Annotated in this window: 11 protein-coding genes and 1 pseudogene; 8 read left to right on the forward strand and 4 right to left on the reverse strand. The window is 72.9% G+C overall.

Annotated features, from left to right (window positions below; genetic code table 11):
- The first annotated feature begins 146 nt into the window (after positions 1-146).
- From ACZ3KJ_RS11045 to ACZ3KJ_RS11055, 3 genes are all read left to right on the forward strand, one after another.
- Positions 147-818 (forward strand): LuxR C-terminal-related transcriptional regulator, encoded by a 672-nt coding sequence (locus ACZ3KJ_RS11045; protein ID WP_467526211.1) that lies wholly within the window; start codon positions 147-149, stop codon positions 816-818.
- Positions 819-1,117: 299 nt separating this feature from the next.
- Positions 1,118-3,046, forward strand: coding sequence for a 2-oxoacid:acceptor oxidoreductase subunit alpha (locus ACZ3KJ_RS11050; RefSeq protein ID WP_467526212.1), 1,929 nt, complete (start codon positions 1,118-1,120; stop codon positions 3,044-3,046).
- Positions 3,039-4,127 carry a 2-oxoacid:ferredoxin oxidoreductase subunit beta gene (locus ACZ3KJ_RS11055; protein WP_467526213.1) on the forward strand — a complete coding sequence of 363 codons (1,089 nt, stop codon included), beginning with the start codon at positions 3,039-3,041 and terminating at the stop codon, positions 4,125-4,127. The genes ACZ3KJ_RS11050 and ACZ3KJ_RS11055 overlap by 8 nt, the downstream gene beginning before the upstream one ends.
- Before the next feature lie 22 nt (positions 4,128-4,149).
- Here ACZ3KJ_RS11055 and ACZ3KJ_RS11060 read toward each other — a convergent pair whose 3' ends face one another.
- A complete protein-coding gene (locus tag ACZ3KJ_RS11060; RefSeq protein ID WP_467526214.1) occupies positions 4,150-4,554 on the reverse strand; it encodes a winged helix-turn-helix transcriptional regulator in 405 nt (134 codons plus the stop codon).
- A 108-nt stretch (positions 4,555-4,662) separates the two neighbouring features.
- Between ACZ3KJ_RS11060 and ACZ3KJ_RS11065 the strand changes: the two genes are divergently transcribed.
- Both ACZ3KJ_RS11065 and rarD read left to right on the forward strand, forming a co-directional pair.
- Positions 4,663-5,523, forward strand: coding sequence for an NAD(P)H-binding protein (locus tag ACZ3KJ_RS11065; protein WP_467526215.1), 861 nt, complete (start codon positions 4,663-4,665; stop codon positions 5,521-5,523).
- Positions 5,524-5,710: 187 nt separating this feature from the next.
- The gene (gene rarD, locus ACZ3KJ_RS11070) at positions 5,711-6,760 is read left to right on the forward strand and encodes an EamA family transporter RarD (protein WP_467526216.1); all 1,050 of its coding nucleotides are present in this window, start codon (positions 5,711-5,713) and stop codon (positions 6,758-6,760) included.
- A 149-nt stretch (positions 6,761-6,909) separates the two neighbouring features.
- On the opposite strand, the gene ACZ3KJ_RS11075 is transcribed toward rarD, so the two are convergent.
- The gene (locus ACZ3KJ_RS11075) at positions 6,910-8,151 is read right to left on the reverse strand and encodes a tetratricopeptide repeat protein (RefSeq protein ID WP_467526217.1); all 1,242 of its coding nucleotides are present in this window, start codon (positions 8,149-8,151) and stop codon (positions 6,910-6,912) included.
- Positions 8,152-8,328: 177 nt separating this feature from the next.
- On the opposite strand from ACZ3KJ_RS11075, the gene ACZ3KJ_RS11080 reads away from it, so the two are divergent.
- From ACZ3KJ_RS11080 to ACZ3KJ_RS11090, 3 genes and pseudogenes are all read left to right on the forward strand, one after another.
- Positions 8,329-8,859 carry a DUF6668 family protein gene (locus ACZ3KJ_RS11080; protein WP_467526218.1) on the forward strand — a complete coding sequence of 177 codons (531 nt, stop codon included), beginning with the start codon at positions 8,329-8,331 and terminating at the stop codon, positions 8,857-8,859.
- Between the two features lie 92 nt (positions 8,860-8,951).
- The gene (locus ACZ3KJ_RS11085) at positions 8,952-10,301 is read left to right on the forward strand and encodes an amidase family protein (RefSeq protein WP_467526219.1); all 1,350 of its coding nucleotides are present in this window, start codon (positions 8,952-8,954) and stop codon (positions 10,299-10,301) included.
- A 62-nt stretch (positions 10,302-10,363) separates the two neighbouring features.
- A pseudogene (locus ACZ3KJ_RS11090) lies at positions 10,364-10,942 on the forward strand (flavodoxin family protein); the annotation flags it as partial.
- 112 nt (positions 10,943-11,054) lie between these two features.
- Here the strand turns inward: ACZ3KJ_RS11090 and ACZ3KJ_RS11095 are convergent.
- Positions 11,055-11,978 (reverse strand): ABC transporter permease, encoded by a 924-nt coding sequence (locus ACZ3KJ_RS11095; RefSeq protein ID WP_467526220.1) that lies wholly within the window; start codon positions 11,976-11,978, stop codon positions 11,055-11,057.
- A complete protein-coding gene (locus ACZ3KJ_RS11100) occupies positions 11,965-12,990 on the reverse strand; it encodes an ABC transporter ATP-binding protein (RefSeq protein ID WP_467526366.1) in 1,026 nt (341 codons plus the stop codon). Before ACZ3KJ_RS11100 ends, ACZ3KJ_RS11095 begins: the two co-directional genes overlap by 14 nt.
- Between the last annotated feature and the right edge of the window lie 123 nt (positions 12,991-13,113).

The following is a 13,113-nucleotide window of genomic DNA, read 5'->3' on the forward strand; positions in this document are numbered from 1 at the left end:
GCCCGTCCGCCCGCCCGCCCGTCCACAGGCATGTGCGGTCTGTCCACAGGCTCCGGGGGATCTGTCCACAGGCTCGGTGGCGAGGAGCGGATCGCGCGATACTGAGGGCCGACGACGGACGCGGAAGCGGTGGGGGGCCGGAGATCGTGGACAACAGGGTGCGGGTGGTCATCGCCGAGGACTCGGTGCTGTTGCGGGAAGGGTTGACCCGGCTGCTGACCGACCGGGGGCATGACGTCGTGGCGGGGGTCGGGGACGCCGGGGCGCTGGTGAAGACCGTCACCGAGATGGACGCGGCGGGTGAGCTGCCCGACGTCGTGGTCGCCGACGTGCGGATGCCGCCGACCCACACCGACGAGGGGGTGCGGGCCGCCGTGCAGCTGCGCAGGTCGCATCCGGGGCTCGGGGTGCTGGTGCTGTCGCAGTACGTGGAGGAGAGGTACGCGACCGAACTGCTGGCCGGTTCCACCCGCGGCGTGGGCTATCTGCTCAAGGACCGGGTGGCCGAGGTGCGGGAGTTCGTGGACGCGGTGGTGCGGGTCGCCGAGGGCGGTACGGCACTGGACCCGGAGGTGGTCGCCCAGTTGCTCGGGCGCAGCCGCAAGCAGGACGTGCTGGCGGGACTGACCCCGCGGGAGCGTGAGGTGCTGGGACTGATGGCCGAGGGACGGACGAACTCGGCGATCGCCAGACAGCTGGTGGTGAGCGACGGAGCGGTCGAGAAGCACGTCAGCAACATCTTCCTCAAACTGGGGCTGTCGCCCAGTGATGGGGATCACCGACGCGTTCTCGCGGTCCTCACCTACCTGAATTCGTGACGGGATGGCACTGTGCCCCCGTCAGGGCCGGCGCCGGGGCTCCGATCGGGCGCCGGCGGGCTCCATGACCGTGCCGCGAACCGGACGGTCGCGGCAGAACCGGCGCCTGGGCCGGAGCGTCTTCCGGCACAGCACCGGTGGGGCACGAAATCATGACATGTCAGGGCGCCGGGCCGTCTCAGGGCAGTGACCGTCATACGAATGGCCGAGGGAAGGCGACCCTTACCGACGTAGGGTTGATCCGGGGAGGCCTGGGGAAGGCCGCTCCCGGACAGCCACCTCGAGGGAGGTCCAGTTCAGTGACCAGTCAGGTCAGCAGCACAGCGGAACAGGCCGACGGATCCGTCGTGGGAGAGCAGCGCGGTCCGGGCGGGACGAAGAGCGTGCGTCGTCTCGACCGGGTGATCATCAGGTTCGCGGGAGACTCGGGCGACGGTATGCAGCTCACCGGCGACCGCTTCACCTCGGAGACGGCGTCGTTCGGCAACGATCTCTCCACCCTGCCGAACTTCCCCGCCGAGATCCGCGCGCCCGCGGGCACCCTTCCCGGCGTCTCCTCGTTCCAGCTGCACTTCGCCGACCACGACATCCTCACCCCGGGGGACGCGCCGAACGTGCTGGTCGCGATGAACCCGGCCGCCCTGAAGGCCAACATCGCCGACGTGCCGCGCGGCGCGGAGATCATCGTCAACACGGACGAGTTCACCAAACGGGCGATGCAGAAAGTGGGCTACGACAGCTCACCGCTGGAGGACGGCTCACTCGACGGCTACCAGCTCCATCCGGTGCCGCTGACGACACTGACCGTCGAGGCTCTGAAGGATTTCGACCTCACCCGGAAAGAGGCCGAGCGCAGCAAGAACATGTTCGCGCTCGGCCTCTTGTCATGGATGTACCACCGGCCCACGGAGGGCACGGAGAAGTTCCTGAGGTCGAAGTTCGCGAAGAAGCCGGACATCGCGGCCGCCAACATCGCCGCGTTCCGCGCCGGCTGGAACTTCGGCGAGACCACCGAGGAGTTCGCCGTCTCCTACGAGGTGGCCCCGGCGGCGAAGGCCTTCCCGGTCGGCACCTACCGCAACATCTCCGGGAACCTGGCCCTGGCCTACGGCCTGATCGCCGCCTCCCGCCAGGCGGACCTGCCGCTCTTCCTCGGCTCGTACCCGATCACCCCCGCCTCCGACATCCTGCACGAGCTGAGCCGGCACAAGAACTTCGGCGTGCGCACGTTCCAGGCCGAGGACGAGATCGCGGGCATCGGGGCGGCCCTGGGGGCGGCGTTCGGCGGATCGCTGGCCGTGACCACGACGAGCGGGCCCGGTGTGGCACTGAAGTCCGAGACGATCGGGCTCGCGGTGTCGCTGGAGTTGCCGCTGCTGGTGGTGGACATCCAGCGGGGCGGCCCGTCCACCGGCCTGCCGACCAAGACGGAGCAGGCGGACCTGCTCCAGGCGATGTTCGGCCGCAACGGCGAGGCACCGGTCCCGGTGATCGCCCCGCAGACCCCGGCCGACTGCTTCGACGCCGCCCTGGAGGCCGCCCGGATCGCGCTCACCTACCGCACCCCGGTGTTCCTGCTCTCCGACGGCTACCTCGCCAACGGTTCCGAGCCCTGGCGCATCCCGGAGCCGGACGAGCTTCCGGACCTGACCGTGCAGTTCGCCCAGGGCCCCAACCACACCCTGGAGGACGGCAGCGAGGTCTTCTGGCCGTACAAGCGGGATCCGCAGACCCTCGCCCGGCCGTGGGCCATCCCGGGCACCCCCGGCCTGGAGCACCGCATCGGCGGCATCGAGAAGCAGGACGGCACCGGCAACATCTCCTACGACCCCGCCAACCACGACCTCATGGTCCGCACCCGCCAGGCGAAGATCGACGGCATCGACGTCCCCGACCTCGAGGTCGACGACCCGCAGGGGGCGCGCACGCTGGTGCTGGGCTGGGGCTCCACGTACGGGCCGATCACAGCGGCCGTACGGCGGCTGCGGGCGGCCGGGGAGGGCATCGCGCAGGCCCATCTGCGGCATCTCAACCCCTTCCCGAGGAATCTGGGGGCGGTGCTGGAGGCCTACGACAGGGTCGTGATCCCCGAGATGAACCTGGGCCAGCTCGCCACCCTGATCCGGGCGAGGTATCTGGTCGACGCGCACTCGTACAACCAGGTCAACGGCATGCCGTTCAAGGCGGAGCAGCTCGCCACCGCGCTCAAGGAGGCCATCGATGGCTGAGACGACCGGCTCGTCCGGGGCAGGCACGGGCACGATCGAGGCGCTCTCGCTCGTGCCGAAGGCCGAGGCCCGGCAGTCCATGAAGGACTTCAAGTCCGACCAGGAGGTGCGCTGGTGCCCCGGCTGCGGTGACTACGCGATCCTCGCCGCCGTCCAGGGCTTCATGCCGGAGCTGGGCCTGGCCAGGGAGAACATCGTCTTCGTCTCCGGCATCGGCTGTTCCTCCCGCTTCCCGTACTACATGAACACGTACGGCATGCACTCCATCCACGGCCGGGCGCCGGCCATCGCCACCGGTCTGGCCACCTCCCGGCAGGACCTGAGCGTGTGGGTCGTCACCGGGGACGGCGACGCCCTCTCCATCGGCGGCAACCACCTGATCCACGCCCTGCGCCGCAACGTCAACCTGAAGATCCTGCTGTTCAACAACCGGATCTACGGGCTGACCAAGGGGCAGTACTCCCCCACCTCCGAAGTCGGAAAGATCACCAAGTCGACGCCGATGGGGTCGCTCGACGCACCCTTCAACCCGGTCTCCCTGGCCCTCGGCGCGGAGGCGTCGTTCGTGGCGCGGACCGTCGACTCCGACCGCAAGCACCTGACGGAGGTGCTGCGCCAGGCCTCCGCCCATCCCGGCACGGCTCTCGTCGAGATCTACCAGAACTGCAACATCTTCAACGACGGCGCGTTCGAGGTGCTGAAGGACAAGCAGTCGGCCGAGGAGGCGGTGATCCGGCTGGAGCACGGGCAGCCGGTCCGGTTCGGCGCCGACGGCGCGAAGGGGGTCGTACGGGACCGGGCCACCGGTGATCTGCGGATCGTCACCGTGACCGAGGAGAACGAGGCGGAGGTGCTGGTCCACGACGCGCGCTCCGCGTCCCCGACGACCGCGTTCGCCCTCTCCCGCCTCGCCGATCCGGACACCCTGCGCAACACGCCCATCGGTGTCTTCCGCGCCGTCGAGCGGCCGGTCTACGACACGCAGATGGCCGAACAGCTGGACACCGCGGTCGAGCGGCAGGGCAAGGGCGACCTGGCGGCGCTGCTGGCCGGTGGGGACACCTGGACGGTCGTCGGCTGAGACGGCCCGCACCGGCGGCGGTTCACGAGGCCCGGGACGTGATGTCGCGGGCCTCGTCGTACGCCCTGCGTGCTTCCTGGACGTCGGGCAGCCGCTCCGCCGTCCAGTGCGCCAGGGCCGTCACCTGCGCGGCGGCCTCACGGCCCAGCTCGGTGAGCGAGTAGTCGACGCGCGGCGGGATCACGGGCTTGGCGTCCCGGTGGACCAGGCCGTCGCGCTCCAGGGTCTGGAGGGTCTGGGTCAGCATCTTCTCGCTGACGGTCCGGCCGAACCGGCTGATCACCCGGCGCAGCTCGCTGAAGCGGTGCGGGCGGTCGAGCAGCTCCATCAGGACGAGGACACCCCAGCGGCTGGTGACGTGTTCGAGGACGAGCCGGGACGGACACATGCCCGTGTCGTCCGCCCCCACCTGCTTGATTACCGTCATGCCAGTACCTTACTTCAAAGTGGGTACTTTCCCATAGTTAGCGCTCCTCCTAGGGTTGACGCCAGACCGCTTCCCCCCCCGTCGCGCATCCCGCAAGGAGTTCTCGTCATGAGCATCGTCGTCACCGGAGCCACCGGACACCTGGGCCGCCACGTGGTGGAGCAGCTGCTGGAGAAGGTTCCGGCGGAGCAGATCACCGCCGTCGTCCGCGACGAGGCGAAGGCCGCCGATCTCGCGGCCCGTGGAGTACGGCTCGCGGTCGCCGACTACAACGTCCCCGAGACCTTCGACGGCCTGTTCGCCGCCGGGGACAAGGTGCTGCTGATCTCGGGCAACGAGTTCGACAAGGGCCGTCCGCGGCAGCACCAGGTCGTCATCGACGCCGCCAAGGCGGCCGGTGCCGCTCTGCTCGCCTACACCAGCGCCCCGGGCAGCCTCACCGCCGCACTGGCCGACGACCACCGGGCCACCGAGGACGCGCTGCGCGCCTCCGGGCTGCCGTACACGCTGCTGCGCAACGGCTGGTACCACGAGAACTACACCGAGCAGCTCGCCCCGGTGCTGGAGCACGGAGCGGTCGTCGCGGCCGCGGGCGAGGGCCGGGTCTCGTCGGCGTCCCGCGCGGACTACGCGGCGGCCGCGGTCGCCGTACTGACCGGAGAGGGCCACGAGAACAAGACGTACGAGCTGGGCGGCGACGAGGCGTGGAGCTTCGCGGAGTACGCGGCCGAGCTGAGCCGGCGGACCGGCCGGGAGATCACCTACAACGCCGTGTCGACCGAGGCCCTCACCGGCATCCTGGCCGGCGCCGGACTGCCCGAGCCGCTCGCGGCGATCCTCGCCGGGGTGGACGCGTCGATCGAGAAGGGCGAGCTGGTCGTCCCGACCGGCGACCTGTCCCGCCTGGCGGGCCGCCCGACCACCCCGCTGTCCGTGGCGATCGCGGCCGCGCTCGGGAACGAGGGCTGACCGGCCCACCGGCCGACCGCCTCACCGGCCATCGCCCCCTTGCCCCATGAGCCCGGGGCGGGTGCGGGCACACTCCGGCGCCGCCTCCGCCCCCGCATGTCACGACCGTATAGCGATACGGGCATGACATGCGGGGGCGCCCGGCGTTACCTTCGTTCACGCATGCCTGTCGTGAGAAGGAGGACCCGTGGCCGGGACGTCGAAGGGTGAGGGCCGTACCGGCCTGGTGAACGGCTTCGCGGCCTACGGGATGTGGGGGCTCGTGCCGCTCTTCTGGCCGCTGCTCAAGCCCGCCGGCGCGTTGGAGATCCTCGCCCACCGCATGGTGTGGTCCCTCGTCTTCGTCGCGGCGGCGCTGGTGGCCGTGCGGCGCTGGGCGTGGGCCGGCGAGCTGCTGCGACAGCCGCGCCGGCTGGGTCTGATCGCGGTCGCCGCGGCCGTCATCACGGTCAACTGGGGCGTCTACATATGGGCGGTCAACAGCGGGCACGTGGTCGAGGCCTCCCTCGGCTACTTCATCAACCCGCTGGTCACCATCGCCATGGGCGTGCTGCTCCTCAAGGAGCGGCTGCGGCCCGTGCAGTGGGCGGCGGTCGGCGTCGGCTTCGCCGCGGTGCTGGTGCTCACCATCGGCTACGGCCGCCCGCCGTGGATCTCCCTGTGTCTCGCGTTCTCCTTCGCCACGTACGGGCTGGTGAAGAAGAAGGTCAACCTCGGTGGGGTGGAGTCGCTGGCCGCCGAGACGGCGATCCAGTTCGTGCCCGCTCTCGGCTACCTGCTGTGGCTCTCCGCCGACGGGAACTCCACCTTCACCGGCGAGGGTGCCGGACACGCCCTCCTGCTCGCCTCCACCGGCGTCGTGACCGCGATCCCGCTCGTCTGCTTCGGCGCGGCGGCGATCCGCGTGCCGCTGTCCACACTGGGTCTCTTGCAGTACCTGGCGCCGGTCTTCCAGTTCCTGCTCGGCGTCCTCTACTTCCACGAGGCCATGCCGCCCGAGCGCTGGGCCGGGTTCGCCCTGGTCTGGCTGGCGCTGACCCTGCTCACCGCGGACGCGCTGCGCACGGCCCGGCGGGCGGCCCGCGCGCTCGCCGCCGGCACGCCCGGCTCCCTCGCCGGACCGGACCTGCCGAAGCCGGGGCAGGCTCCGGCTTCGGCTTCGACTTCGGCTCCCGCTTCGGCTTCGGCTCGGGCTACCGCTTCGGCTTCGGCTACCGCCCCGGTCGCCGAGCCGTAGGCAGACGGCGGTCGGCACCCGTGCGGGCCGCGACGCGCGAGGGCGCGCGGAGGCGCCCGGTCCGCGCGGCCGGAGCCCCTTCCGGCTTCCGGCTTCCGGCTTCCGGCTTCCGGCTTCCGGCTTCCGGCTTCCGGCTTCCGGCTTCCGGCTCAACCGTGCGGGAGGGAGCCGGAGTTCCGGGCCCGCTCGGCCAACCGCGTCATGCGGGCGCGTGCCGACTCCAACTGCTCCACGTCCTCGGCGGCCGGCCCGTCCCCCGTGGTCAGCTCCGTCCACAGTGCCAGGAGCTCGGTCCCCAGGTTGAGCCCCTGCAAGGGGTCGCGCACGGCGCGCCAGGCCGTCGCCGCACTCAGGACGTTGCCGTACGCGGCCTCCGTGTCGCGGGTGCGGTGGTGGATCCGGGCCAGGTCGAGGGAGAGGTGGAAGGACCGGAGCGGGTCCGCCGACAGGTAGGCGATGTACGCGCCGAGTTCCCGCAGCCGGAGCACTTCGGGATGCTCCGGTCCCAGCGTCTCCGAGGCCTGTGCGACGGTCCGCTCCGCGAGCTCCGCCGCCGCCTGCGTCCGGCCCGCCCGCACAGCCGCGTTGATCTGCGCCATCGGCTCAGCGAGGAGTGCGGGAGCGCCGCCGTCACCCGGGAGCGAGCGGGGGTCGTCGCCGAGCACGGCCTCCGCGACGGCGTCGAAGCCGCGGGCGGGAGTCGGCTTGGGGTCGGCGTCCGAGTCGGGGCGGGAGCCGAGGGGGTGGCCCGGGACAGGGCTGCCGTCGGGCTCCGGTCCGGCGCCGGGAGTGCTGCCGCCCGTTTCCGCGGGCGGAGGGGTGTCCATCGCGGGCGGCGGACCGAAGACGCCCGTCGGGGCGACGACCGTGCCGGGGGCCGGGACGCCGTCGTTCGGGTGCGCCTGGGGGAGCGACTGCGGCTGCGACTGCGGGGGGATCTGGGGTTGGGGCTGGGGTCGGGGTCGGGGCTCCGGAACGGTGCGCAGCGGGAAGGTGGGCGCCGTCTCGTTCACCGGTTCGGGCACGGATCGCAGGGCGTGCGTGGGCTTGTCGTGGCGGGACGGTGCGGGCGGCTCCTGCGGCGGCGCCACCCGCAGCGGCTCGCCCGCGAAATGGCTGGATCCGTCCGGTTCGACGCGCAGGGGAACCACGTAGCCGATGCGCTCGTCGTGCACCGTGGCGGCGACCGGATGGCCGGTGGCCAGGGCGATGCGGTGCAGGTGGCCCAGGACGGCGTGCTGGATCTCCTGGCCGTCGGCCGGGACGACCGGGACACCGCCGATCGTCGCCGGCCCGCCCCCGGACACGTGCACGTCGAGTGGCGCCACCACGGCCGCCTGCCGCCCGGCGTGCTGCTGTTCCCGCTTCTTCTCGCGGCTGAGTCGCGACATCGGTTTCCCTCACTCGGACACGTATCCCGTGCACGTACCTGGTGCTCATGATCCGTGCACGCACACGTACACGTACTGTTGAGTTTCTCCGCCCGCTCCCTTTCCTGGCGTCACCACGACGTCACAGGCTCGTTCCAAGGGGCGGCCCGCACAGTCAGTACGAGGAGGAGCACGGTCATGCGGACGACGGACGGGCAGCGCGGACCGGAGATCTGGATCCGCGGACCGGTGGCCGCGCCGGGGCCTGTGCCGGGGCCGTACGAGTCCGTGGCCGCCCCGACCGCCACGCCCCGGCGCTTCTCGTGGCTCGCCGCCCACGGCGGGGCCGGAACCTCCACGCTCGCCGCCGTCTACGGCGGTCACGACTGCGGACGCGACTGGCCGGGCCCCGCCGCACCCCCGTCCGTCCTGCTGGTCGCCCGGACGCACGCGACCGGCATCGAGTCCGCCCTGCGGACCCTGGAGGTCTTCCGGCGGGCGGAGGCTCCGGCCGGACTGGACCTGGAGGCGGTCGTCCTGGTCGCGGACGCCCCGGGCCGCCTGCCCAGGCCGCTCGCCCAGCGGATCCGGCCGATCGAGTCGGCCATCGACGTGTACCGCGTGCCCTGGGTGCCGTCCTGGCGCCTCGGCGACCTGTCCGGGCAACCGCCCCGCGAGAGCGAGCCGCTGTGCCGCCTCACCGGCACGACCATACGGCGGACCCGTTGACCCCGTCCGCCCCGCCGCCGTTCCCGCCATCGTTCCCGCCGCCGTTCCCGCCGTCGTTCTCGTCGCCGTTCCCGCCGCCGTTCTCGTCGCCGTTGCCTCCGCTGCCTCCCGCCGTCGGGATCGCCGACGCCGTGCGGGCGGGGCGGCTGCGGGCCGTCGACGCCGTCGCCGGGGCGCTGGAGCGGATCCGGCGGGCCGACCGTGCGGTGTGCGCCTTCGTCGAGGTGTGGGAGGAGGCGGCGATGGCGGCGGCGGCCGAGGTCGACGTGCGGGTCGCCGCGGGTGAGCGGCTGCCGCTGGCCGGGGTGCCGATCGGCGTCAAGGGCCGGTCCGGGCTGCGGGCGGCGGGGCCGTTGACCGACGCCGGATGCGTACCGGTGGGCGCGACGGCCGTGCCCGGACCGGGAACCGCATGGCAGACCTGGGGGCTCGGAGCTCACGGCCGTACCGTCAACCCCTGGCGTGCCGACCGCACGCCGGGTGGCTCCTCGGCCGGCTCCGCGGCGGCGGTCGCGGCCGGCCTGGTGCCGCTGGCGACCGGCAGTGACGGGGCGGGATCGGTGCGGATACCGGCGGCATGGTGCGGGATCCTCGGCCTGAAGGTCACCGGGGGCAGCCTCCCGTCGGCCGACCGTACGGGGCTGGCGGCGCCCGGCGTGCTCGCGCGGTACGCGGCGGACGCGGAGGCCTACTGGTGGGTGATGGCCGGGGCGGCGGGAGCGTCCGGTGCGCTCGACGCCTCCCGGTCCGACCCGCCTGTCACCGGCCCGCCGTTCGCCCACCCCCCTGTCACCGATCCCCCCTTCACCGCCCCGGCCGCCGCCGGGCCGTCCAACGCCCGTGCGCCCGTCGCCGATGCGCCCACCGCCGTCTTCTCCCCCGATCTCGGCTTCGCCGGTCCCGACCCGGAACTCGTGGCCCTGGCCCGCGCCGCCGCCGTTCGCCTCGCGGACGCCGGTGCCGTACGGCTGCTGCACGCCGAGGTGCCGCCGCGGCTGGAGGATCCCGGACCGGCGTGGCTGGCGCTCCGTGCAGCAGGCGCAGGCGCAGGTGGCGGTGGCGCTGCGGGGAGCGGAGGTGACGGCGGTGTCGCCGAGGCCGTGCGGAGGGTCAACGACTCCCGGCTGGACGCGTTCTTCGCCCGGGCCGACCTGCTGCTGACCCCCACGACCCCCCATCCGCCGCACGGCCACGAGGGCCCGGGAGCGCGCTACTCGACGGCGCTCACCTGGGCGTTCAACCTCAGCGGGCATCCGGCGCTCAGCCTCCCGGCGGGGATCGGACCGGACGGCTGCCCGGCGGGACTCCAGGCCGTGGCACCGCACGGACGGGAGGCACTGCTGCTCTCCCTGGCGGCGCGCGCGGAAGCGGCGACCGGGGTCCTGGTGCCCGGCGGCGGCCTCGGCCGAGGGGCGTCGTCGGATCAGCCCTGGCGAAGGTAATTGCGTGCGCATATAATGCACAGGCGTCTTATTGCTGCACGCCTACCACTTGGGGGAAGACCGTGAGCACCCGCCGTTTCCTGTTCCTGCTGGGCAGTGCCCGCAGCGCCGGCAACACCGAGCTGCTGGCCCGCCGGGCCGCCGAACAGCTGCCCGCCGACGTCGAACAGCGATGGCTCGCCCTCGCCGAGCACCCGCTGCCCGACTTCGAGGACCTGCGTCACGACGAGGACCACGTCCGCCCCACCGAGGGCAACGCGGGCCTGCTGCTCGACGCCACGCTCGCGGCGACGGACATCGTGATCGCCTCGCCCCTGTACTGGTACACACTCTCCGGACACACCAAGCGCTACCTGGACTACTGGTCGGGCTGGCTGCGCACCCCCGGTCTGGACTTCAAGGCCACGCTCGCCGGCCGCACCCTGTGGGGCGTCACGGCGCTGGCCCACGAGGAGCAGGTGGTCGCCGACCCCCTGGTCGGCGCGCTGCACCACTCGGCCGCGTACATGGGGATGCGGTTCGGCGGAGTGCTGCTCGGCAACGGCAGCAAGCCCGGTGACGTCCTGAACGACACGGAGGCGCTCGCCCGCGCCAAGACGTTCTTCGCCCGGGAGGCGCCCCTGGCGCGCTTCCCCTACGAGACCGGGGCTGGGACCGGGGCCGGGGCCGGCACCGAGACCGGGACCGGTACGGAGGCCGAGACCGGAACCGAGCCCGGGACAGGGACCGGGCCCGAGCCCGGGACGGTCCCGACTACGCGGTGATGTCCCTCGTCGTGAACCGCGCCCACGCCGCCGAGCCGAAGACGGCCACGTACAGGCCTTGCAGTCCGAGGTTCCTGCGCAGTTCCTCCCAGTAGACGGGGTCGCGCATCAGGTCGGCGAAGGACAGCCAGTAGTGGGAGAAGAGGTACGGCTGGATCGCGTGCAGTTGGGGGATCTGGTCGAGGATCTGGACGGTGATCAGCAGCCCCACGGTCGTCGCCATCGCCGCGATGCCGCTGTCGGTGAGCGTGGAGACGAACAGGCCGAGCGCGGCCACGCCGAGCAGGGAGACGGCGACGACCAGCGCGATCAGCAGGGCCCGCGTCAGGCCGTCGGCGAAGGAGATGCGGGTGCCGGAGATCGTCGTGAGGTCGCCGAGCGGGAACAGCAGCGCGCCGACCGCGAGCGCCGACACCGTGACGACGAAGGTGGCCAGCAGGCAGAAGGCCGCCGTCGTCGCGTACTTGGCGAACAGGAGGCGGGTGCGGCCGGCGGGGGCGACCAGGAGGTAGCGCAGGGTGCCGGCGTTCGCCTCACCGGCGAGCGCGTCGCCGGCGACGACGCCCACGGCCATCGGCAGGAAGAACGGGAGCGTGGCGGCCAGCGCGGTGAACACCAGGAACAGGCCGTTGTTGGTGATCTGCGCCATGAAGGCCGGCGCCTCACCGCCGCCGCCCCGCTGCCCGGCCGGGGCGCCGTTCCCGGTCTCGATCTTCACGGCGATCCCGACCAGGACCGGCACGGCCGCCAGCACGGCCAGCAGCGCGAGGGTGCGCCAGCGGCGGAGGGTGACGGTCAGCTCGCTGCGGAAAAGGCCGAGGGTCCACAGCGGGCGTGCCCCTCGGACGCCTTCGGCCCGCACCGCCGCGGCCGTCTCAGCCCGCACCGCCGCGGCCGTTTCAGCCCGCGACATCGAAACCCTCCCCCGTGAGTGCCACGAACGCCTCCTCCAGCGAGGCCCGCTCCACGCCGAAGCCGCGTACCCGGACGCCCGCCGTCACCAACGCGGCGTTCAGGTCGGCGAGTTCCAGGCCGCCGGGCTCGCCCGTCACCCGGTCCTCGGTGACGACGACGTCGCCCACCCCCTGTTCCTTCAGCACGCGGGCCGCGTCCGCCGGATCCGGGGTGGTCACGACGAGCCGGCCGCGTGCCCGGGCCGCCAGGTCGGCCACCGGGCCCTGGACGAGAAGGCGTCCGCGCGCCATCACGGCCGCGTGCGTGCAGACCTGCTCGATCTCGTCGAGGAGGTGGGAGGAGAGGAAGACGGTGGTGCCGTCGGCGGCCAGCTCGCGGACGAGGACGCGGATCTCGCGCATGCCCTGCGGGTCGAGGCCGTTGGTCGGCTCGTCGAGGACGAGCAGGCGGCGGGGCTGGAGCAGCGCCGCGGCGAGGCCCAGCCGCTGCTTCATGCCGAGCGAGTACGCCTTCGCCTTCTTGCCGGCGGCGGCCGTCAGCCCCACCCGGTCCAGCGCCGCCGCCACGCGCGGGCGCCGGGTGCGTGGATCGGCGGTCGGGTCGGCGGCGTCGTAGCGCAGGAGGTTCTCGCGGCCGGAGAGGAAGCCGTAGAGGGCCGGGCCCTCGATGAGGGCGCCGACGTGCGGAAGGACGGTGCGGGCGGCCCGTGGCATGGGCCGCCCGAGCACCCGGGCCGTGCCGGAGGTCGGTTCGACGAGGCCCATCAGCATGCGGATCGTGGTGGTCTTGCCGGAGCCGTTCGGGCCGAGGAAGCCGAAGACGCTGCCCGCCGGGACGGTCAGGTCGAGGCCGTCGACGGCGAGCTGCCCGCCGCGGTAGCGCTTGGTGAGGGCGCGGGTGTGGATGACGGGGTCGCCCGCACCCGGCACCGCACCCGGCGTCGCGCCCGGCACCGCACCTTGTGCCACTCCCGGCACCGTCCCGGGCGCCTCCGCCGCGTCGCCGTCCATCGACTCCCCGATCCGCTGTCCACTGGTGGTCGTCAGGCCGGTCACCGGTCGAGTCGGCCGCTCACCGGGCCGAATCAGCCGCTCACCGGGCCGAGCCGGCCGCTCACCGGGCCGAGCCGGCCG

This window comes from Streptomyces sp. NPDC003248, from assembly GCF_055563235.1.

What these genes read in the sequence shown, in the direction of transcription:
- ACZ3KJ_RS11055 (WP_467526213.1), top strand. Translation starts at nt 3,039, where the DNA reads ATGGCTGAGACGACCGGCTCGTCCGGGGCAGGCACGGGCACGATCGAG.
- ACZ3KJ_RS11060 (WP_467526214.1), bottom strand. Translation starts at nt 4,554, where the DNA reads ATGACGGTAATCAAGCAGGTGGGGGCGGACGACACGGGCATGTGTCCG.
- ACZ3KJ_RS11065 (WP_467526215.1), top strand. Translation starts at nt 4,663, where the DNA reads ATGAGCATCGTCGTCACCGGAGCCACCGGACACCTGGGCCGCCACGTG.
- ACZ3KJ_RS11075 (WP_467526217.1), bottom strand. Translation starts at nt 8,151, where the DNA reads ATGTCGCGACTCAGCCGCGAGAAGAAGCGGGAACAGCAGCACGCCGGG.
- ACZ3KJ_RS11080 (WP_467526218.1), top strand. Translation starts at nt 8,329, where the DNA reads ATGCGGACGACGGACGGGCAGCGCGGACCGGAGATCTGGATCCGCGGA.
- ACZ3KJ_RS11095 (WP_467526220.1), bottom strand. Translation starts at nt 11,978, where the DNA reads ATGTCGCGGGCTGAAACGGCCGCGGCGGTGCGGGCTGAGACGGCCGCG.
- ACZ3KJ_RS11100 (WP_467526366.1), bottom strand. Translation starts at nt 12,990, where the DNA reads ATGGACGGCGACGCGGCGGAGGCGCCCGGGACGGTGCCGGGAGTGGCA.